At 69.2% G+C, this 19,854-nt stretch carries 18 protein-coding genes and 1 pseudogene; 8 read left to right on the forward strand and 11 right to left on the reverse strand.

Translation table 11 applies throughout. The annotated features are described in order from the left end of the window. Positions 1-99: 99 nt before the first annotated feature. Both ACSU6Z_RS28765 and ACSU6Z_RS28770 read right to left on the reverse strand, forming a co-directional pair. Positions 100-690 (reverse strand): NUDIX hydrolase, encoded by a 591-nt coding sequence (locus ACSU6Z_RS28765; protein ID WP_437050054.1) that lies wholly within the window; start codon positions 688-690, stop codon positions 100-102. Between the two features lie 213 nt (positions 691-903). After that, on the reverse strand, positions 904-1,971 hold the full coding sequence (locus ACSU6Z_RS28770; protein WP_437050055.1) for an LLM class flavin-dependent oxidoreductase: 1,068 nt from the start codon (positions 1,969-1,971) through the stop codon (positions 904-906). A 96-nt stretch (positions 1,972-2,067) separates the two neighbouring features. On the opposite strand from ACSU6Z_RS28770, the gene ACSU6Z_RS28775 reads away from it, so the two are divergent. Further along, positions 2,068-2,658 (forward strand): CGNR zinc finger domain-containing protein, encoded by a 591-nt coding sequence (locus ACSU6Z_RS28775; protein ID WP_437050057.1) that lies wholly within the window; start codon positions 2,068-2,070, stop codon positions 2,656-2,658. A gap of 270 nt (positions 2,659-2,928) precedes the next feature. On the opposite strand, the pseudogene ACSU6Z_RS28780 reads toward ACSU6Z_RS28775, so the two are convergent. The 3 genes and pseudogenes from ACSU6Z_RS28780 to ACSU6Z_RS28790 form a co-directional block, all read right to left on the reverse strand. After that, positions 2,929-4,262: pseudogene (locus tag ACSU6Z_RS28780) on the reverse strand (MFS transporter). A 673-nt stretch (positions 4,263-4,935) separates the two neighbouring features. After that, the gene (locus tag ACSU6Z_RS28785; protein WP_437050059.1) at positions 4,936-5,739 is read right to left on the reverse strand and encodes an HAD hydrolase family protein; all 804 of its coding nucleotides are present in this window, start codon (positions 5,737-5,739) and stop codon (positions 4,936-4,938) included. Positions 5,740-5,874: 135 nt separating this feature from the next. Then, positions 5,875-6,942, reverse strand: a complete 1,068-nt coding sequence (locus ACSU6Z_RS28790; RefSeq protein WP_437050060.1) for a GlxA family transcriptional regulator — start codon at positions 6,940-6,942, stop codon at positions 5,875-5,877. A 79-nt stretch (positions 6,943-7,021) separates the two neighbouring features. Here ACSU6Z_RS28790 and ACSU6Z_RS28795 point away from each other — a divergent pair, with 79 nt between their 5' ends. The 5 genes from ACSU6Z_RS28795 (at position 7,022) to ACSU6Z_RS28815 (ending at position 11,220) form a co-directional block, all read left to right on the forward strand. Continuing rightward, complete coding sequence (locus tag ACSU6Z_RS28795; RefSeq protein ID WP_437050062.1) at positions 7,022-7,651, forward strand: isochorismatase family protein; 630 nt, start codon at positions 7,022-7,024, stop codon at positions 7,649-7,651. 310 nt (positions 7,652-7,961) lie between these two features. Beyond that, positions 7,962-9,326, forward strand: coding sequence for a rhodanese-like domain-containing protein (locus ACSU6Z_RS28800; protein ID WP_437050526.1), 1,365 nt, complete (start codon positions 7,962-7,964; stop codon positions 9,324-9,326). Positions 9,327-9,362: 36 nt separating this feature from the next. Beyond that, positions 9,363-9,728, forward strand: a complete 366-nt coding sequence (locus ACSU6Z_RS28805) for a rhodanese-like domain-containing protein (RefSeq protein ID WP_437050064.1) — start codon at positions 9,363-9,365, stop codon at positions 9,726-9,728. Continuing rightward, positions 9,725-10,462, forward strand: coding sequence for a sulfite exporter TauE/SafE family protein (locus ACSU6Z_RS28810; protein ID WP_437050066.1), 738 nt, complete (start codon positions 9,725-9,727; stop codon positions 10,460-10,462). The genes ACSU6Z_RS28805 and ACSU6Z_RS28810 overlap by 4 nt, the downstream gene beginning before the upstream one ends. A gap of 182 nt (positions 10,463-10,644) precedes the next feature. After that, positions 10,645-11,220, forward strand: coding sequence for a rhodanese-like domain-containing protein (locus ACSU6Z_RS28815; RefSeq protein ID WP_437050068.1), 576 nt, complete (start codon positions 10,645-10,647; stop codon positions 11,218-11,220). A 165-nt stretch (positions 11,221-11,385) separates the two neighbouring features. Here ACSU6Z_RS28815 and ACSU6Z_RS28820 read toward each other — a convergent pair whose 3' ends face one another. The 4 genes from ACSU6Z_RS28820 to ACSU6Z_RS28835 all read right to left on the reverse strand — a co-directional run bounded on the left by ACSU6Z_RS28820 (position 11,386) and on the right by ACSU6Z_RS28835 (position 15,406). Continuing rightward, entirely contained in the window at positions 11,386-12,834 is a 1,449-nt protein-coding gene (locus tag ACSU6Z_RS28820; RefSeq protein ID WP_437050069.1) for an MFS transporter, read from the reverse strand. A gap of 417 nt (positions 12,835-13,251) precedes the next feature. Further along, on the reverse strand, positions 13,252-14,118 hold the full coding sequence (locus tag ACSU6Z_RS28825; RefSeq protein WP_437050071.1) for a cytochrome c biogenesis CcdA family protein: 867 nt from the start codon (positions 14,116-14,118) through the stop codon (positions 13,252-13,254). Beyond that, positions 14,115-14,864, reverse strand: a complete 750-nt coding sequence (locus ACSU6Z_RS28830) for a DsbA family protein (protein WP_437050073.1) — start codon at positions 14,862-14,864, stop codon at positions 14,115-14,117. Before ACSU6Z_RS28830 ends, ACSU6Z_RS28825 begins: the two co-directional genes overlap by 4 nt. Before the next feature lie 47 nt (positions 14,865-14,911). Further along, on the reverse strand, positions 14,912-15,406 hold the full coding sequence (locus ACSU6Z_RS28835) for a hypothetical protein (RefSeq protein ID WP_437050075.1): 495 nt from the start codon (positions 15,404-15,406) through the stop codon (positions 14,912-14,914). A 329-nt stretch (positions 15,407-15,735) separates the two neighbouring features. Between ACSU6Z_RS28835 and ACSU6Z_RS28840 the strand changes: the two genes are divergently transcribed. Continuing rightward, positions 15,736-15,993, forward strand: a complete 258-nt coding sequence (locus tag ACSU6Z_RS28840) for a hypothetical protein (RefSeq protein WP_437050076.1) — start codon at positions 15,736-15,738, stop codon at positions 15,991-15,993. Positions 15,994-16,036: 43 nt separating this feature from the next. On the opposite strand, the gene ACSU6Z_RS28845 is transcribed toward ACSU6Z_RS28840, so the two are convergent. Next, positions 16,037-16,318 carry a metal-sensitive transcriptional regulator gene (locus ACSU6Z_RS28845; protein WP_437050078.1) on the reverse strand — a complete coding sequence of 94 codons (282 nt, stop codon included), beginning with the start codon at positions 16,316-16,318 and terminating at the stop codon, positions 16,037-16,039. A gap of 1,168 nt (positions 16,319-17,486) precedes the next feature. Between ACSU6Z_RS28845 and ACSU6Z_RS28850 the strand changes: the two genes are divergently transcribed. Next, positions 17,487-18,299 (forward strand): IclR family transcriptional regulator, encoded by an 813-nt coding sequence (locus ACSU6Z_RS28850; protein WP_437050080.1) that lies wholly within the window; start codon positions 17,487-17,489, stop codon positions 18,297-18,299. Here ACSU6Z_RS28850 and ACSU6Z_RS28855 read toward each other — a convergent pair. Next, positions 18,296-19,765: an aldehyde dehydrogenase (NADP(+)) gene (locus tag ACSU6Z_RS28855; protein ID WP_437050082.1), complete on the reverse strand. Its 1,470-nt coding sequence runs from the start codon at positions 19,763-19,765 to the stop codon at positions 18,296-18,298. The two genes, ACSU6Z_RS28850 and ACSU6Z_RS28855, sit on opposite strands and share 4 nt — an antisense overlap. Positions 19,766-19,854 lie beyond the last annotated feature (89 nt).

A 19,854-nucleotide genomic window follows, 5' to 3' on the forward strand; every position in this document is an offset into this window, starting at 1 on the left:
GGACCGCCGATTCACCTCTGATTCCCCCGCAGAACGTGCTCCGGCCTGGGAAAAGATCGACAAAGGCCGAGAAGGCCGTGCTGATCGCGAAAAGCCTGGTCACCTCCGACAAGACATGATCGGACGCCTGCGGCGCGAGATGTGGATGAGATCAGTTCTCGGTAAGGGTGTATCGGCGGGACGTGTCCCAGGGGCGGCTCCATGCGAGTTCGTCGAGCAGCCGGTCCAGGACATGGGCGGTGAAGCCCAGACATGGACGCCGTCGAGCCGGAATCCCGGCCCTGTCCAGCGCTCCTCGTACGTCACGGTGGTGCGATTCTCCGGGTCCACGAGGTGACTGCGGGGCACCCAGTGCGTCGACTGGGTCTCGCGGTTGTGCCAGTGCTGTGCCGGGCCGTCCGGGACATCGTCTCCGGCCCAGGCCAGTACCGGCGTGACGACGTTCGCGCTCGCCTCCAGGGCCAGGGTGGGCAAGGTGCCGAGCACGTGCGGTCGGCCGAGAGCCACGCCGGTCTCCTCGTGGCACTCCCGGAGCGCGGCCGTGACGGGGGTCTCGTCCGGTTCGATGCCGCCGCCGGGGAACGCGAACTCGCCCGGATGGTGGCGCAGGGCAAAGGAACGCCGCACGAGCAGGAAGGCGATGTCGCCGACGACCGGCTTGGCCACTACCACCACGGCGCTCGCGCGCATCGTGCGTCGGTGCTACGGCGTGGCCCGCGGGAGTCCTGCCCGGCCCCATGGGCGCCGCCCACGCCGTCCGACGAGACCGGCCAGCTGCTCCCTGGCACTGATCGTCGTCTCCGTCATCCTTCCTCCTGCTCTTGCGTCGGAGTCCTCGGCGTGCGCGTCGGCGCGAACGCTGGCGCGCCCAGCGACACCGCCGGTGCCGATCAAGCGCAGAACTCACCGTGAAGTGAGCCCGTAGTGGTCGGCAATGAGCTCGACCGTGCGGGCCTGGGCCCGGCGTGAGTGGCCCATGACCACGAGCATCACTTCGTCGACGCCGGTGCGGGCGTGGAGTCGTTCGAGGGCCGCGGCCACCTCCGGGCCGGTGCCGTTGAGGAACCGGTGGGTGTAGGTCTCGAGGATCTGCTGCTCCTGGAGACTGGCCGGGTACGCCTCGACCTCCTCCGGGGGAAGCAGGCTGTAGGGCTTGCGCTGGAACATCCGTAGCATGGCCATCGCCGATGAGGCCGCCTGACGCCGGGCCTCCGCGGGATCATCATGGGCGACCACGCCGACGCTGACGAGCGTGTACGGCTCGGCCAGGACCTCCGAAGGACGGAAGTTCTCCCGGTACAGGCGCATGGCCGAGGCCACATCGGCGTCGCCGAACTGCAGTGCGAAGGCGTAAGGGCGGCCGAGCTGGGCCGCGAGGCGCGCCGAGTAGGGCGAAGAGCCCAAAATCCAGGTCTCCGGCGCGGTCTTGGGGCGGGGCACCCGGTTCTCGTCCGCCTGCCACGGGCCCGGGACCGCGTGGACGTTCCGGTAGGGGTGGCCGTCGGGGAAGTCGTCGCCGAGGAACCCGAGCAGTTCCAGCACCTGTTGCGGGAAGCCGTCGTTGGCGTCGTGGTGGCGGCGCAGCGCCGCAGCGGTCGGCAAATCCGTGCCGGGCGCCCGTCCCAGTCCCAGATCGACCCGCCCCGGGGCGAGGGCCTCCAGCATGCCGAACTGCTCGGCGATCACCAGCGGCGCGTGGTTGGGCAGCATGATCCCGCCCGCGCCGAGCCGGATGCGGTTCGTCTCGCCGGTCAGACGCGCCAGCATCAGCTGCGGCGAGGAGGTCGCCGCGGCCGGCATGGCGTGGTGCTCGGACATCCAGAAGCGGTGGTAGCCCCGCCGCTCGGCCAGCCGCGCCAGTGCGATGACTTCGCCGAAGGCTTCCTCGACGGTCTGCCCAACAGCGGTGTGTGCGTTGTCGAGCACCGACAGGGCGAACGGTGCGGTGCCCGAAGGCGGTGCGGGGATCACGCCACTCCTCGATCCTCACGGGAAATAGCTATGTTCATCGTGAGATCCACGGTAGCAGGTGTCTCACGGGAGACCGACGCTGATACCATGAGGGTGATGTCGAAAATCCCGCTCCCACCCGCCCCTGGAGCTGACGAGCACGTCAGCCTCGCGCTGGTCAACGGCACGGTGACTCTCCCCGGTGGACATCGGGCAGACGAATTGGGCACCCCTGAGGAGGCGACCGGCTGGCTCGTCAGCCACGGCCTCGTACCCGCGCGTACGACGCTGCTGGCGTACTGCCAGAACCAGCTCACGGAACTTCGGGGCGACCTGCGCGCTCTCTTCACGGCGCACGTGGAGGGCGAAGCTCCCCCGGAGCCAGCCCTGGACGGCATCAACCGGGCCCTCGCCAAGGTCCCCAGCGCGCGGTTGCTGCGTCACGAACCGGACGAAGGATTCCGTCGGACCCCGGTGCATCCAGTGACGCAACTCGTCGAGCACGCTATGGCTCAGATCGCCGAGGACGCCGCCGCCCTGCTCACCGGCGACGAAGCATCTCGGATCGCGCGCTGTGAGGCGCCCCCCTGCGACCGCTTCCTCCTGCGCACCCATGGGCGCCGCCAGTGGTGTTCCACCCGTTGCGGGGACCGCGTCCGAGCAGCCCGCGCCTACGCTCGCAAACAGCAAGGCCGAGCCTTCGCTTGAGACTGGTCCGCGTATCGGCGAGGGCCCGCCGCCGACATCGCCGCTGCGTACCAGGCGTACCCGGAGGCCCCTCGCCGGGAGATCAACCCTGAGCGCTCCGCCCGGAAGCCGTTCGGCACCCCGCGCACCACTCGTGAGGGGCCGGATGAGATCGGCTGCTGAGCGGACCTGGACAGCAACCGGTGATCGGGGCATTCTCGGGCCCCGCGGGCTCGCAGTGTGCAGACCCGCGCACAGGAAGCTTTCCTGACCCGGGCCTGAGCATCGCCCCTACTTCACCTTACGCTGCAAGCCGTTGCCGCCCTGCCCCTGCCGTATTCGCAGGGCCGCCACCATGATCGCAGGCAGGATCGCAAGGGCGAGCGCACCTCCCGCGATGGCAAGCACGGGCTAGCCCGCCGCAGCAACGACCAGGCCGGAAAGGAGTCCACCAGCCGCACCCGCGATGGCGACAGCGACGTCGGCCAGGCCCTGTGTCCTGGCGCGAGTGGCTGCCGGCGCAGCTTGGGTGACGATAGCGGTTCCGCTGACCAGGCCGAAGTTCCAGCCTAGTCCGAGGAGCACGAGTGCCACGGCCGAAGCGCGACGGAGTCGCCGGGTGCGCACGCGGCAAGGACGCCGGACGTGAGGAGGGTGAGCGCAGAGCCGGTGGCGACCGCCGTGCTGCCATAGCGGTCGACCAGGAAACCTGTCAACGGGGACGGCAGGTACATGGCGCCGACGTGTAGACCGATGACGAGCCCAGAGGCTGCTGTGCCGTGACCGTGGTCATGCAGGTGGACCGGCGTCATCGTCATGACCGCGACCATCACCAGCTGGGAGAGGCCCATGACGAGCACACCCACCAGAAGTCCTGGACTACGGTGAGCGAACCGCGCTTCCATCCGTTTCGCCCTGCCTAAAGCCTTTCGTGCCCCGGAGAGGGTGCGGGCAAGCAGCAGCGGATCGGGGCGAAGCCAGGCGGTCAGGACGACGGCGGCCAGGGCTTAGGCGAGACACGACAGCAGGAACAGGCCCGTCAGGCTGTGAAGTCCGAGGGCTTCGGCGGCACGCCCCGCCGGAGTTGCCAGGTTGGGCCCGAGGACGCCGCCGAGGGTGGTGGCGACCAGCGCGGTGGAAACGGCGCGGGCCCGGTAGGCGGGAGATGCGAGGTCGGCTCCGGCGTAGCGCGCCTGGAGGTTGGCGGCGGTCCCGGCGCCGTACAGCACGAGGGAGACGAAGAGCAGGACGGAGTTGTCCAGTGTGGCGGCAGCGACGACACCTGCGCTGCCCAGTGCCCCGACGACGTAACCTGCGGCAAGTCCGGGACGCCGACCGCGAGCCTGTGAGATTCGGCCGATAGCGACAGCGGCGAGCGCGGACCCGCCGGTGAGCAGCGCGCTGGGCAAGCTGGCCAGGGTGGTCGATCCGAGCATGTCCTGGTACAGCAGCGCGCCGACGGTGATGCCTGCTGCGAGTCCGGCGCCGCTGAGGATCTGGGAGATCAGCAGGACGGTCAGGATGCGCTTCTGCGTCTCCGGGACGGAACGGCCGAGACCCGTTTCCGGCAGGCGGTTACTGGTATGCGGCGAGACCTGCGCCGAATAGGCCGCAGGCTTGGGCATGAAAATTCTCCTGGGGTATTGAGCGGGGATGGGATGTGATGGCCGACAGCGTCGATCGCCGAGCAGCGCCATGCCCAAGACGTGTGCGAAAGCGGTCTGGCGGAAGGTGCCGGCCGCTTCACTGTCCGCCGGGGCCGCAGCTCGGGGAGTGGGTGCTCGGCTGCTACGAGCGCTGCTGCGCTCCGCCCTCCTTGAGCGGTAGTCGTTGCTATTCGCTCAACCGTGCCGCAGACCAACGGGCTACGCACATCCGTGGGACCGCGAGCACGGCCCAGCAGATGGCGAAACAGCAGCGGACCGAACGGCTCTCTGCCCGTCAGCGAGACTGGCCTGGGCAATCGACTGATGGATGCCGTGCCGACTCCGGCGGTCGCCACGGCGATGAGGGGCGCGCTCACCGCGGATGATGACGCCGCGTCGAGGACGCCAGGGCGAACATCTTGCACCATCCCGTCGCGCCGGAGAAGCATCTGTCGACGACGCCGGCGAGATCGACAAGTTGTGCGCGCGAGGGCCGCAAGGGAACGCACTGACAACAGGCGACCGAATTCTCACTCTGGTCTGAGACGTCATCGACAAGCCGTGCATCGTTGATGCACTGGACAGTTGGCCGACACACGCACCGGCAGGTTTGCCATTGCCTTCCCCGCCGTGCTTCGCCTACCAGACATCCTCATCTGGGTCCGAAACTGACTGGGGGCTGCCTTAAGGCCGCAGGAGCTACCAGGGCAAATCTGGATATTTCGTCAGCGACAGCCTCCGGGGCGGCGGTGACGCTGACGTGGGCGACATCGTCCAGGCCGGAATGGGCGCCGACACGGACTGCGTGCTGTGCGTTACGCAGCAGGTCAAGATTGTTGATGTCGTTGCCGAAGGCGTTGTACTGGTCGATGCCGAGCGAGGTGAGTGCCTCCCACTTGTTTGTGATGCCCGGGGCGAAGTCGATGATCACCTCGTCGAGGTGGTGGTTGACGGTCATCCCGAGCATGCGACCGACCTCGGCGAGGGCTGCCATGTCGGTCGCGTCGACCACGAGGAACTTCACGATGGCGGGGAGGTCTGCGAGGACAACCTGGCGGGCGAGGCGGCCCTGGTCGACACGGTTGAGGATCGGATGCTCGGCCGGCCCGGTGTAGGTGTAGTCCCACGGGCCGTCGGCGAGGTAGCCCGCCCGGAACCGGGCGACCTCGGCCAGTAGCTTGCCGAGGTCGCCCGCCTCGAACGCGGCCCGCGCCCAGACGCGGCCGCCGACGGAGACGATGCTGCCGTTCCCGCCGATCAGCGTGGCACTGGGGAAGGCCCTGCCGAGGACGGGCAGAAGGTCGCGGACAGGTCGGGCGGAGGCGAAGACCAGCTGATGACCAGCGCGCTCACAAGTTGCGAGGGCGGTCAATATCCGGCGGTCGATCGTCCGGCCGTCGAAGCAGAGCGTGCCGTCGATGTCGAAAACCGTGGTGCGGGCAGTGGAAACGATCACGACGGAGAACGTATCGAGCCGACATCGTGCACGATCTACTGACCGCCAAGGCGGCCTCGCCGGGTTTCGGAAGACCGCCGCGCGTGCCAACGCAGCACCGGGGCGCACGGGGACGCCGCGGGGCGGCTTCGATTCCTACGCCTCCTTGACGGAGGCGGCGCGTTCTGCACATCCACCCAGGGCGAGCTCGGGGGCTCCCGGAGCAGAGCCGTTCGTCCGGGTGCGATCGGTAAAGCGGTGACGGTAGGACGTCGGTGTGGTCGCGTAGTGCGCGGTGAAGTTCTGCCGGAAGGTCACGGCGCTGGCGAACCCGCATGCCGCAGCGATGCGGGTGATGCTCCAGGCGGTCGTCTCCAGCAGTCTGCGGGCTTCGTCGAGCCTGCGCGTGAGAACCCACTTGGCCGGGCTCATGCCGGTCGTCTCGTAGAAGCGGCGGGAGAAGTTGCGGGTGCTCATGTGGGCGTGGGCAGCGAGTTCGGTGACGGACAACCGCTGATCGAGGTTGGCCAGAGCCCAAGCGATCGTGTCGCCGATGGGCCCCGCGGCGCCGTCGGGCACGGGCCGATCGATGTACTGCGCCTGGTCACCCTCCCGGTGAGGCGCGATGACGAGATGACGCGCGACGGTCGCGGCCGCCGCCGATCCCAGCCGGTTACGGACGATGTGGAGGCAGGCGTCGAGCCCGGAGGCCGTGCCGGCCGAGGTGAGCACGTCACCGTGGTCCAGATAAAGGGCATCCGCGTGCACGTCCACGGCGGGGTACCGCTCGGCCAGTTCCGCCGCCGAGGCCCAGTGGGTGGCCACGCTACGCCCGTCGAGCACGCCGCTGCCCGCCACGGGGAACGCGCCGAGGCAGAGTCCGACGATTCCCGCTCCGCGAGCGTGCATGTCCCGGATCAGGGCGACAAGGTCGCCGTCCGGTTCCGGAAAGTCAACGGGCCAGGAAGGAAAGACGAGCAGGTCGGCCCCTTTCGCCGCGGCGGGTCCGGCGAGGTCGTCGATCACGATCCCCTCCGAGGTGCGGACCGGGCGCGCGTCCGTGCTCCACACCGTGGTCGTCCACTCGGGGGCCAGCCCCTGCCGGGCCACCTCGCCGAACACGAGCAGGGGCGCGGCGAGGTGGAACGCGGTGATCCCGTCGAAGGCGTGAACGGCGATACGCATGCCTGTCCTGATCTCATCGATTAACAGCTTTTCTGCCACTCACTGTAGCGCCCACTGCCCCCTGAGGATGGAATCCACGGCGCCGTCCGCGCCGTACCACCAGAAACAGGAGAGAACGTTGACCACCCCACGCCGCGCCCTTGTCCTCATCGACGTGCAGCAGGAGTACTTCGACGGACCGCTGAACATCCAGTACCCGCCCCGCGACGAATCACTGAAGAACATCCTGCGCACCCTGGACATCGCCGCGCAGGCGAACCTGCCCGTCGTCGCCGTCCAGCACGAGTACCCCGAAGGCACCCCGGTCTTCACGGCTGGCTCGCCCGGCTGGGAGAACCACCCGGAGGTTGAGCGCCGCATCGGCTCCACGACCAAGCGCGTGGTCAAGAACTACTCCGACATCTTCACCGCCACCGGCCTCGCCGAATGGTTCCGGGAGAACGAGATCGACACCCTGACCCTGGTCGGCTACATGACGAACAACTGCGTCCTGTCCACCTCCGCCGCGGCCGAGCCCCTCGGTTTCACGATCGAGGTCCTCTCCGACGCCACCGGCGCCATCCACCTCGCCAACGAGGCCGGCACCGCCTCCGCGCGACAGGTCCACGAGACTCTGATGGCACTGCTGCACTCGAACTGGGCCGCGGTCACCACCACCGACACCTGGGCATCCGCCGTCACCGACGAGAACCGCCTCACCAAGAGCGACCTCGTCACCTCGGCCACGCAGGGCCTGGCCGCTCACTGACGGCACCACGCTGCACAAGGTGGGAGCGCCTCGCACCAAGACGGGGCCGTGGCGCTCTCACCCTGGCGGGCCGCACGGGGGAGCGTCAGACATGCCCCGCCCTTTCCCGCCGCCCGCGCGGCAGCCACCAGGCGGCCGCCACCCGGGCGCAGGCCCGCTGACCGGCAGGCCGTGAGTGCTGCCGAGAAGCGGCCTGCCTGACGGCTGCCAGAAGTGGGATCCCGACCGGTGGAATACCCCCCTGGGTATAGATGTTAGCGTGGGTGACAGATACCCCCCCGGGTACACCGTTCGAGAGGAGTGGAGCGCCGTGTTCTTCGTCGACACCCTGGAGTTCGAGGGTCTGGGCAACCGCAGCTACCTGGCCGGCGGACCCGACGTCGCGGTGGTCATCGACCCGCCGCGGGACATCGACCAGATCATCGCCGCAGCGGCCCGCCGCGGGGTGCGCATCGCTTTCGTGGTCGAGACCCACGTGCACAACGACTACGTCACTGGCGGCCTGGAGCTCGCCCGCACCACCGGCGCCCAGTACCTGGTGCCGGTCGGTGCGCACGTGTCCTTCCCTCACACCCCCGTCGCCGATGGCGACACCGTGACGGTCGACGAGAGCCTGGTGCTACGTGCGATCGCCACCCCCGGGCACACCCCGCACCACACCTCCTACGCCCTCACCGAAGGCGGGCGCGGCGTGGCGGCGTTCACCGGCGGATCGCTGCTGATCGGCACCGTGGGCCGCCCCGACCTGGTTGAGCCACGGCTGACCGAGCAGCTCGCCCGCGCCCAGCACGCCTCCGCCCACCGGCTCGCCGACGAGCTGGACGACGAAGTTCCGGTGCTGCCCACCCACGGCTTCGGCAGCTTCTGCTCCTCCTCCCAGGCCGAAGGGGACGCGACCACGATCGGCCAGGAGCGCAAGACGAACGACGCGCTGACCCTGGACGTCGACACCTTCGTTGCCCAGATGCTCGCCGGGCTGGACGACGTGCCCGCCTACTACACGCACATGGCACCCGCCAACGCCGCCGGTCCCGCACCGATCGACCTCACCCCGCCCCAGCGCGCGAACGCCGAAGAGATCGCCTCCCGGCTGGCCGCGGGCGAGTGGGTGGTGGACCTGCGCAACCGTGTGACGTTCGCCGAGGGGCACGTGGCCGGGTCGTTCAACTTCGAGGGCGAGGGCAAGCTCGCCACCTACCTGGCCTGGCTGATCCCGTGGGGCAAGCCCGTCACCCTGCTCGCCGACACCCCGGAGCAGATCAGCGCCGCACAGCGGGAACTGGCGCGGGTGGGCATCGACCGCCCGGTCGCCGCCGCCACCGGCGACCCGGCCGCCTGGGTCCGTGAGGGCGAACAGCTCGCTTCCTTCCCCCGCGCCCGCTTCGCCGACCTCGCCGCCGTCCGCGAGCGCGGTGACGACGTGGTCGTCCTGGACGTGCGCCGGGACTCGGAGCGTGCGGGCGGTCACATCCACGGCTCGGTTCACATCCCGATCCACGAGCTGCACGGCCGCATCGGCGAGGTGCCGGACGGAACGGTGTGGGTGCACTGCGCCGGTGGGATGCGCGCGGCGATCGCCGCCTCCCTGTTGGATGCCGCCGGCCGTGACGTGGTCGCCGTCGATGACGGCTTCGACGCCGCGGCGGATGCCGGGCTGTCCCTGCTCTCCGGCTGAGAGCGACCGTTTTGCCTGTAAGGAAGGAAGCGTGTGATGTTTCTCTTTCGCCGAGCCGGGGCCCGCGTCACGGTCGACGAAGCACGCAGCCGCACCAGCGGCGATCAGCCCGAGGCTGTTCTGCTGGATGTCCGTGAGAAGCCCGAGTGGGCCGCAGGCCACGCCCCGGGCGCCGTCCACGTACCGCTGACAGAACTGGCCGCCGGCGGCACCCTGCCCACCGAGGCGCAGGGGCGTCCGCTGGTGGTGATCTGCCGCAGCGGTCACCGCTCCCAGCAGGCGGCGAAGCTCCTCGCCGAGCGCGGCGCGCAAGCGGTGGACGTCGAGGGCGGCATGAACGCGTGGGCCGCCGCCGGGCACCCGGTCGTCGACGCACGCGGGAACAGCGGCCAGATAGCGTGAGCGTACTCGTTCTCGCCCTCATCGCCGGGGCCGTCATCGGTCTGGCCCTCGGAGCTCTCGGCGGCGGTGGCAGCGTTCTTGCCGTGCCGGCACTGATCTACCTGCTCGGCTTCACCCCGGCCGCCGCCACCACGGCCAGCCTGATCATCGTCACCGCCACCTCCGCCACCGCCCTGTACGCCCATACCCGCGACGGAAATGTGGCGTGGAAGACGGGGGCGCTGTTCGCCGCGGCGGGCATCGTCCCCGCCTTCCTCACCGGGGCCGTCGCCGGACGCCTGCCCCAGGCGGTACTGACCGCGGCGTTCGCGGTCATCGCCGCGCTGGCGGCCCTGCGTATGCTGCGGCCGTCCGAGGCCGAGCCGCCGCACCGGATCCGTCCCGGCAAAGCGGCCGGTACCGGTGCCGGGCTGGGCGCCGTGACTGGACTTCTCGGGGTCGGCGGGGGGTTCCTCGCCGTGCCCGCCCTCGTCAGCGTTCTGGGACTACGGATGCGGCAGGCAGTCGGCACCAGCCTGCTCGTCATCACCATGAACTCGCTCGCCGCGCTCGCCGCCCGCACCGGCACCGGCCTCCACTGGGAGGTCATCGGGCCCTTCACCGGAGCCGCGATCCTCGGCGCCTGGGACGGCAAACGCCTCGCGACGAAGATCTCCGGCACCACCCTCCAGAAGATCTTCGCCGGTGTCCTGCTGGCAGTGGCGGCGTTCATGCTCGTCGACGTAATCGCCTGAGACACAAGGCTCGCCGGCTGAACTTTTCATTCTGGCTCGCACCGTGCCGACGGCCCACCCCGATGCCGACCAGACGCTGCTACAGCCCGCAGTCCGGCTTCCGTCAGATCAAACTCCCCCGACCCCGCACGACAACAGGGCCCCCGCCGGGGCACCGTCGACACGCAAGGATGACCTCTGCCATGACCACGTCCACCGCCCTCACCACCGACCAGGCACGCACCCGCCTGCACGAACTGACCGTCGTCGACGTGCGCACCCCGGGCGAATACGCCGGAGGTCACCTCCCCGGCGCGCTCAACATCCCCCTCGACCAGATCCGGCGCGCGCTGCCCGAACTCCGGCACGCAGCCGACCGCAGCGACATCCTGGTCGTCTGCGCATCGGGTGCCCGCTCCGAGAACGCCTGCCGGATCCTCGCGGAGAACGGCGTCACCGCCGCCACCCTGACGGGAGGCACCGGAGCCTGGGCTGCCGACGGCCACGAGCTGCACCGCCCGCAAGGCACCTCGCGTGCCACGTGGGGCATGGAACGGCAGGTGAGGCTCACCGCAGGAGTGATCGTGCTGCTCGGCCTGCTGCTCGGCCTCATCGTCCACCCCGCCTTCCAACTCCTCTCCGCCGGCATCGCGGGCGGCCTGGTCTTCTCCGCCCTCACCAACACCTGCGGCATGGCCGCCATGCTCGCCAAGCTGCCCCACAACCGTCCCCGCGTCGCCGACCTCGACAACACCCTGACCGCACTGCGCAACCGCTGAACCATGCGTTGAGGAGGGGACCGGGTCCGGTCCCCTCCTCAACGCATGCCAAGCGTGCAACCGAAGGCGCCATACTGATCGCTTCAGATGCCGTCACGGGTCTTGTATCCGAGAATGATCACTTCTGATTCTTCGAGACGAGCCCGGCGCGTGATCGGCACTCGGTCAGCTTTCCGCCCCGGTGTTCGTTTCTACCGGCCCAGATATGTCGTGTTCTGCGGTGGGACGGGCGCTGAGGGTGGTGAGTGCGAGAAGACCGGCGGCGAGGAGGATGCCTGCGGCGACGGTCAGGGCCGTGCCGTACCCGGCGACCAGCGCCTCGCCGGTGCCCAGCGCAGCCATCTCCGGCTGCGCGGTGACGGTGGCGGCGACCCCTGCGAGTACGGCCAGGCCGAGAGCGACACCGATCTGCTGGGCGGAGTTGAGCAGGGCCGAGGCGATCCCGGCCTTGTCCGCATCGACACGGTAGACCGCGGCCTGGGTGAGGGCGAGGATACCGAGACCGAAACCGAGCGCGAGGACGAACATCGCCGGTGCCAGGTGCAGCCAGTAGCCCGTGTCGACGGTGATTGTGGAGAACCAGAACGCGGCCAGCGCGCTCAGCAGTGCGCCGAGAGCGGCGACAGAGCGGGGGGCGGTTTTGAGGAAAAGCTTGGGGGCGGCGTCGGCACCGAGGACGAGTCCGGCGGCGAACGGCAGCCATGCCACCCCGGTGTGAAGGGGGCTGAACCGCTGCACCTGCTGGAGGTAGAGGGTGATGACATAGAAGGTGCCCATCGGGCCGATGGCCAGCAGCAGCATCGTCAGGTAGGCGCCGGAGCGGTTACGGTCCTTGAACAGGCTCAGCGGCACCAGAGGGCCGGAGTTGCGGGCCTGGGTGAGGACGAACGCGACGAGCAGCACAACTGCGGCCGTCAGGAGGATCAGCGCAACCGGGTCGGTGAAGCCGTCCTCGCCGAACCGCGTGATCGCGTAGACGAGCGCGACCATTCCGCCGGTACCCAGTACCGCACCCACAGTGCCGACCCGGCCGGGGTGGCGGCCGGCTGCGACCAGGGTGCGGCTGCCGACGAGAACGAGCAGGCCGAACGGGATGTTGATGAAGAACACCCACCGCCAGTTGAGGAGGTCGGTCAGCACACCGCCGAGGAGCAGTCCGACGACGATGCCGAGCGCGGACATCGCCCCGTAGAGGGAGAGCGCCAGGTCGCGCATCCTGCGGTCGGGGAAGGTGGTCGCGATCAGCGCCAGTGCGTTCGGGGCGGTCAGCGCCGCTCCGATGCCCTGCACGGCCCGGGCGACGACGAGCATCGTGACGTTCTGCCCCAGCCCGCCCACCAGGGACGCGATGATGAAGACCGCGATACCGAGCTGCAGGACGCGACGACGCCCCCACAGATCACCCATCCGGCCCCCGAGCAGGAGCAGTGACCCGAACGCGAGTATGTAGGCGTTGACCACCCACGGCAAGTGCTCCGCCGTCACGCCGAACTCCCGCTGGATGCTCGGCAGCGCGATGTTCACGATCGAATCGTCGAGCACCAGCATCAGCTGAGCGGTCGCGATGACCAGCAGCGGGATCATTCCGGCCCGCTGCTTCGTCGCCGTTGTCACGTCGTCTCCTTCACTCGGTGCACGCAAGGCTTCCAGTCGTCGGCGCATGGTCACGACACCTGACCGCCGTTGCAGTCACCCAACGGACCGTATACCCCCCTCCCGTATCTAAACATATACGGGAGGGGGGTATTCTGCTCGGGGGGCGAGGTGCCCGAAGGCATGACGAGGGCAGAACGATCACCGGGGTGGGCGGACCGGCCCAAGGCGGCGGACACCTGCGGCCCGCTCCTGGTGGAGTCGGCGGAACACAGGGATGCCAGCAGCCGGGCAGGCCCGGGCGCTAGAAGGAGAACCGGCAGACCGGGCCGGCACATGGCTGCGCACGAGGAGGCGCGTACGTGCCCTGCAGTGGGTGGCCGAGGCCGCCCGTTCAGCCACCTCCGATGCCCCCTGGAGGTATTCCGGAACGAACAATTACTCGCGTGCGGCTGGCTCCGTTTCCGGTGGTGACTGCGGAAGCCGCCTGCTGGCCGGCCGGAGCAGCGCCAGCAGGGCGGCCAGCGCCGCCACACCGGCCAGGACCAGCACGACCAGCCGGTCGGACACCGCTGCGCCGGTGTCAGACAGCCGTTCTTCCAGGGCGAACTCGGTGTCGGTGCTCAGTACCGACGGCAGCGCGGATGTTCCGTCGAAGGCCAGGAACGCCGCCCCGAGAGCGATGAAGAACAGGCCACCGACGAGAGAGGTGCTGTGCAGCGCCACCGACCCCACCCGGAAAACCCGGCCCCGCAGCCAACGCTTGCGGCCCAGATTGAACCGGTCCCACAGCAACGCCAGCACGAACATCGGAACCGCCATGCCCAGGGCATAGACGGCGAGCAGTACCCCGCCGTGCAGGGGATCGCCGTCCACCGCCGCCACGGTCAGGATGCCGCCTAGGATCGGCCCCGCACAGAAGCCCGCCAGCCCGTACACCGCGCCCAGGGCGAACACCGACAGGGCCGAGCCTGAACGGCGCTCGCCCGCTGCCTGCGCCATCCGGCGGGACCCGAAGCCCACCCCGGCGATCTGCGCCACGCCCAGGGCGATGACCGTCCACCCTCCCACCGTCACCAGGGTGTCCCGGTGGCCGTAGAAGAGGCGGCTGGCGAACGAGCCGGCCACGCCGAGCGGTACAAGCGTCGTGCACAGCCCGGCGTAGAACAGGCCGGTACGCGCCACCAGCTGGGTACGGCTGGTGAAGGAGTAGGCGAAGAAGGCCGGCAGCAGCAGCGCGCTGCACGGACTGAGCAGGGCCAGCAACCCGCCGAGGAACGCCACCGCCAAGCCGACCTCGCTCATCGCCCGGCCGCCTTCGCCGCCGTCTCGACGGCTTCCTCGAAGGCGGCCGTCGGCTGGGCTCCCAGGATCGGCCGGCCGTTGACCAGGAACGCCGGAGTGCTGGTCACACCGAGGATGTAGCCCTCCTCCTGGTCCTTCTGCATGGCGTTGCGGGCCTGGTCGGAGGCCATATCGGCCCGGAAACGCTCGATATCGGTGATTCCCGCCTCGCGAGCCATGGTGATGAGCTTCTCGGCACTGAAATCACCGGCGTTGCGTTCGCGGGGCTTGCCGTAGGCGACGTCGTGGAACTCCCAGAACTTCTTCTGCCGACCGGCTGCCCAGCCGGCCAGGGCAGCTTGCTCGGATTCCTCGCCGAAGATCGGGAAGTTGCGCCATTCGATGCGCAGGACTCCCTTGTTCACGTACGAGCGCAGCAGTTCGGGCTTGGTCTCGCGGGCGAACCGGCCGCAGAACGGGCATTGGAAGTCGGAGTACTCGATCATCACCACCGGGGCGTCCGCCCGCCCGAGGGCCAGCGGATCGGAAGGGTCGCGGCGGGCGAGGGCGAGCAGGCTGTCGTCGGCGGGCGCAGGAACGGTGGATTCAGTGACCACCGCGGGCTCGCCGGCAGTCTCGTTGTGGTTGCTCGAATCGTCGAGCGTGAGGGCGAAGGTCGCGGTCACCGCGGCGGCGGCGAGAACCGCGACGGCCGAGATGGTCCGCCTGCGGCTGCGGCGGGACGAGGACAGGGTGGATCCAGACATGGGACACCTCAGGTGTTGAGGGAAGAGGGTGCAGAGCTGGTCGCGGGTCAGGCGGAAGCCGTGACCGGGCACGCGGTCTGCAAGGACAGGCGGCGCAGCGCGGCTTCCGCCAGCAGTCCTGCCGACAGGAGGGCCAGCAGCGGCTGCAGGGGGGCCCAGTAGCTCAGGGCACCGGAAGCTCCAAGGAGCACGAGAACGAGCTTGTTACAGACCGGGCAGCCGACGGCGAAGAAAGACAGCACCCCACCGATCGCCCCGAGACGACCACCGTCCAAGGGTTTCGGCTCCGAGGAGGTCGAGGGCGGGCGCACGTAGGTGCTCAGGACGATGCCGGCCAGGACGGCCGTGACGGCGAGGGCCGGGTAGTTCCACCACTGCACCGGTACCGACCGGCCGAACAGCGGATTGGGCACCACATCGGTGGGTGCGCCGACCAAGATCGCTGTGGCCAGGGCACCTGCACCTGCCACAGTCCACTGCCGGGTGCGCCAACCATGCAGTGCTGCACTCGCCCGGCTCCATGAGCGAGAGGAAGAGGACATCCTAAAGAACTCCGTTCTCGAAGATTCAGGGGCACGGCCAACGGGACGGCCTAAATCCGCAGAACGGAGTGAAGTGTCGCGGGCGGCGGAGCAGAGCTCCCCGATAGCACCCCGGAGTACTGTGACACGGAAGGTGCGGGATGGCTGGACTGCGATACGGAACCGGAGGACGAAGCAGACGGCGCAGGAGTCTCGGCCCGCGACGCGCTGTGATCAACGATCACCTTCTTGCCGCAGGGCGCAGCTGCACCGCCTGACGGCCCAACAACCGCCGGGCTCTGTACACGTTCCACGGTGGACGGCGGGGTGTCAGGCTCTCCGCGTTCCGTGTGCCCGAAGACGCACAGCAACGCCACCACGGCCACGAGCAGAGCCAACACACCACGAAACCGGGCGTGCGCCCGCCCTCGTACTGCTCGCTTCATCGCCACTCCTGCGTCCTGTTTGCAGACACGCCCAATCTGGGCCACTCGTTCCGGGCCGTGGTCGCCCAGGTCGGCGAAGAAGTCGTCAGCACCCTCCAGATCCTGATCACCGTGGCGTTCGCCGTCGTGCTGCCGTCCGGAAGCCGCCTTCGTACCCGGTGACGCCCTCACCTGAAGAGCAGAGCGATCCGGCGCGGCTACGCACTCAGGCCAGCGAGAGGAACAACTTCTCCAGTCGAGCCCGCATCTGCTCCCGGTCGCCGGAGGCGGCCATGTTCGCATCGGTCAGGCAGTGCTGCAGGCCGGTGGCAATGATCGCGAAACCCGCTTTGTCCAGCGCTCGGGAGGCCGCCGCGAGTTGTGTGACCACTTCCTCGCAGTCCCGCCCTTCCTCGATCATCTTGATCACCCCGGCGATTTGGCCCTGCGCCCGCCGCAGCCGGTTGACCACCATCTTCAGTTCCTCAGCAGCCATCGCCAGTTCCACGACCCACGCCCCTTCGATATACCCCCACGGGTAATTTACCTGGCGGTCGGGAGCTCAGCCAAGTTCGTGAAAGCGCAGACACTCCAGGGGCTTGTCGGCAATGAAACCTCTGCTTCGTCCGTTGGGGCGTGGACGGCTGCGTAAGCAAGGTCAAACGTTACCCAAGGGACGAAGGCGGGTGCGTACCTGCCCTTACCCCGTATGCGGTAAGGGCAGACGCCGGCGCGTTTCTCACTGTTCCGTACGCCACTCTCCCGACTGTGCCCGCTTTGTGCGAGGCGGGCACAGCCACAAAAGGAGGTGGGTGGCGGGGTTGGGCTGGCCCTGGTGCAGCTCCCGGCGGCTCGCGGGGCACAGATGGTGGCGCTGACCAGCGCGTCCAAGGCCACCGCGCTGCAGGAGGCCGGCGCCTCAGCGACGCTGCCCAGGAACACGGACCCCGCCGACCTGGAACTGCGACTGGCGGCGACGGCGCCCAAGGGCCTGGACGCCGTAGCGGACCTGACGGGAGGGCCGTGGCTGCCCGCCCCTTCGGGAAAACGGGCGCTGGGACATCGCCGGCGCCGTCGCGGGCCCTGTCATCACCTTGGATCTGCGCCGCCTCTACCTGCACAACCTCTGCCTCATCGGCTCCTCCCTGCACACCCGCGCCCATTTCTCAGCCTTGGCCGACCTGGCCCGCGCCGGGGCATGAAGCCCCGCATAGCGGCCAGCTTCCCCCTGAGCGACATCCACGCTGCTCAGGAGGCATTCCGGGACGGCACTCACGTAGGCAAGATCACAATCGGCCCGTGACGTGCGAGGGCACTGCCCAACGGATGCACGCTCTGCGGTCGGCGAGGGTCGTGGAGTCATGGTGAACTGGACGCTCGCTGTGCCCGCTCCCGCAGCCGCCGCCGCGTGGCGGCCACCCCAACTCGCCGACTCTGACCACGGCTCGGATCGGTCGTCGTGCGGTCCTCTTATCCTCGGCCGGGGAGTCGTCACACGAGAGATCGAGGCGTCCACCCTCTGGCTTACGAGCGGTATGCCATGTGTCGGGGTGGCTCGGCGGGTATGGCGCTGCCTGTGGCCTGCGGAAGAGTTGTCGGTAGGGTGGAGCGGTCATCGACCGGGTGGGCGGGCCAGCGTGCCGGGTCGCCGTAGCGCAGAAAGGCGGTGACGCATTGTGTCCGGGGACAGCAGCGCCCTCCAGCAGAAAGAAGCAGCGGAGGCGCCGGACCTGACGAACAAGTCCGTCGTGAAGGCGACGGTGCTCCTCAGCGAGCTGGGAAGGCACCGGGACGGCATCACGGTGACGGACTTGGCGCAGGCGGTGGGGATGACCCGGCCCACGGCGTTCCGGTTGCTGCTGAGCTTGGAGCAGACGGGTTTCGTTGTGCGGACCGACAACAAGTACACGCTGGGCTGGGAGATCGCTCGGCTGGGTCGGCTGGCGGACCCGTACCGGGGGATCGTCGCTCGTGTGCAGCCGGTTCTGGACGAGGTGGCGATGGACCTGAAGGAGACCGTCGGCTACGCGGTGGTGGCTGGTGAGACGGAGTTCGATCTGGTGGCGGAGGCCTCCGGATCGCGGCTGCTGGCGGCTTCGGAGATGTATGTGGGCGTGCGGTTCCCCGTCCATGCCAGTGCCACGGGCAAGCTGCTGCTGGCGGAGCTGTCGGACGAACGGGTTGAGGCCCTGCTGCCGGCCGAGCTGCCTGCTGTCACTCCGTACACGATCACGGACCGTGTGGAACTGCTGCGCGCTCTTCAGGAGACGCGACTACTGGGGTACGCGACGATCGACAATGAGATCGAAGAGGGGCTGTTCTCCCTGGCTGTGGGAGTGCGGAGCGATGAGGGCCGACTGATCGGCGTTCTGACGGCGAACGGGCCGACTGAGCGGATGAAGTCCGGCCGCCTGCCCCAGGTGGCCGAGCGCCTGCGGCAGGCGGCGGTGGAGATCGCACAGCGCCTTGCGCCGTCGGCGGCGCTCTAGCGGACGGGGGATTGGTGTATGCCGTTCACCCGTCGTGTGATGCCCCAGGGGTTGTCGTCCTGGAGGGCCGGCGGCAGTTGCGGGTCGGGGAAGGACTGGTAGGTCACCGGCCGCAGGAAGCGGCTGATGGCCGCGGTGCCGACCGAGGTGGTGGCGGGGGCCGTAGTGGCGGGGTATGGGCCGCCGTGGTGTTGGGCGTGGGTGACGCTGACGCCGGTGGGCCAGCCATTCCAGATGACGCGTCCGGCCAGGGTGCGGAGCCGGTCCACCAGAGCTGCCGGTGTTTCGTCGGGTTCGGCGTGGACCGTGGCGGTGAGCTGGCCCTCCAGGAGCCCGGCGAGCTCGAGCAGTTCGGACTCGTTGGTGTACGAGATCAGGACGGTGGCCGGTCCGAAGAGTTCGCGCTGCAGGAGCGTCGGGTCCTTGCGGATCGCCTCGGCTGTGGTGTGCAGGATGGTGGGCCGGGGGGCATCGGCGTCGTTGCCGGCGAGAAGAACTTCGACATCCGGCAGGGCGACGATTGCGGCGAGTGCGGTGTCGAAGCCCTCCCGCAGATGCGGAGTGAGGAGAGGGCTGGGCTGCAGGTTCGCCAGGTGGGTGCGCAGCACTGCGGCGACTTCGGTGAGGGGGAAGCGCGGGACGAAGACGAGTCCCGGTTTGGTGCACAGCTGGCCCATGCTGCCGGTGGCTGCGTCCGCGCAGCCGTGGAGGATGCTGTCCCGTCGGGCTGCCCAGGCGCGTTCGGTGACGAACACGGGGTTAAGGGAGCCGAGCTCCCCGAAGAAGGGGATGGGAGCGGGGCGGGCCATGGCACGGTCGAAGAGCGCACGGCCACCGGAGGTCGAGCCGGTGAAACCGATGGCCTGCACGAGTGGGTGATCGACCAGTGCTTCACCGGCGGTGCGCCCGGTGGCCGTCGAGAACAGCCCGGCTGGCGCGCCCGCGGCGGCCAGGGCGGCGGTGACGATCTGCGCGGTGCGCTCGCCGAGGGTTCGGTGACCGTTGTGGATCTTGTGGACGACGGCGCAGCCTGCCGCGAGCGCGGAGGCGGAGTCGCCGCCGATCACGCTGAAGGCGAAGGGGAAGTTCGATGCCCCGAAGACCCCGACGACCCCCAGGGGGATGTTCATGCGCCGCAGGTCGGGCCGGGGCCCCATGCCCCAGTCGGGATCGGCGTGATCGACGATGGCGTCCAGGTGGCCGCCGCTGGTGATTTCTTCCGCGAAGAGGCGGAGCTGGAACACGGTGCGCTTCAGCTCTCCCTGCAGGCGTGCTGTGGCCAGGTGGGTTTCCGTCTGGGCGAGGGGGATGAGCTCGTCGCTGTGCGAGGTGAGGGCGTCGGCGACCGCGTTGAGCCAGGCGGCGCGTGTGCGGGGCGGCATGTCGCGGCCGGCCTCGAACGCGGCCTGGGCGTCGGCCAGTCGGTCGAGTATCTGCTCGGCGGTGGTGTCAGTGCGCAGGTTCATCGTGAGTCCTTGGCGGGGGAGGGGCGGTGCAGGCCGCCGGGAGCCCGCACGTCGTGGTGGTGACAGGCCCCCGGCCGGGGTGAGTGTGT

Source organism: Streptomyces sp. enrichment culture, from assembly GCF_964273145.1.
Lineage (GTDB): Bacteria > Actinomycetota > Actinomycetes > Streptomycetales > Streptomycetaceae > Streptomyces.

Bases quoted from the DNA above. Each gene is read 5' to 3' on its own strand.
- ACSU6Z_RS28855 (WP_437050082.1), bottom strand. From the start codon at position 19,765: ATGAACCTGCGCACTGACACCACCGCCGAGCAGATACTCGACCGACTG.
- ACSU6Z_RS28825 (WP_437050071.1), bottom strand. From the start codon at position 14,118: ATGAGCGAGGTCGGCTTGGCGGTGGCGTTCCTCGGCGGGTTGCTGGCC.
- ACSU6Z_RS28775 (WP_437050057.1), top strand. From the start codon at position 2,068: ATGTCGAAAATCCCGCTCCCACCCGCCCCTGGAGCTGACGAGCACGTC.
- ACSU6Z_RS28830 (WP_437050073.1), bottom strand. From the start codon at position 14,864: ATGTCTGGATCCACCCTGTCCTCGTCCCGCCGCAGCCGCAGGCGGACC.
- ACSU6Z_RS28765 (WP_437050054.1), bottom strand. From the start codon at position 690: ATGCGCGCGAGCGCCGTGGTGGTAGTGGCCAAGCCGGTCGTCGGCGAC.
- ACSU6Z_RS28835 (WP_437050075.1), bottom strand. From the start codon at position 15,406: ATGTCCTCTTCCTCTCGCTCATGGAGCCGGGCGAGTGCAGCACTGCAT.
- ACSU6Z_RS28805 (WP_437050064.1), top strand. From the start codon at position 9,363: ATGTTTCTCTTTCGCCGAGCCGGGGCCCGCGTCACGGTCGACGAAGCA.
- ACSU6Z_RS28815 (WP_437050068.1), top strand. From the start codon at position 10,645: ATGACCACGTCCACCGCCCTCACCACCGACCAGGCACGCACCCGCCTG.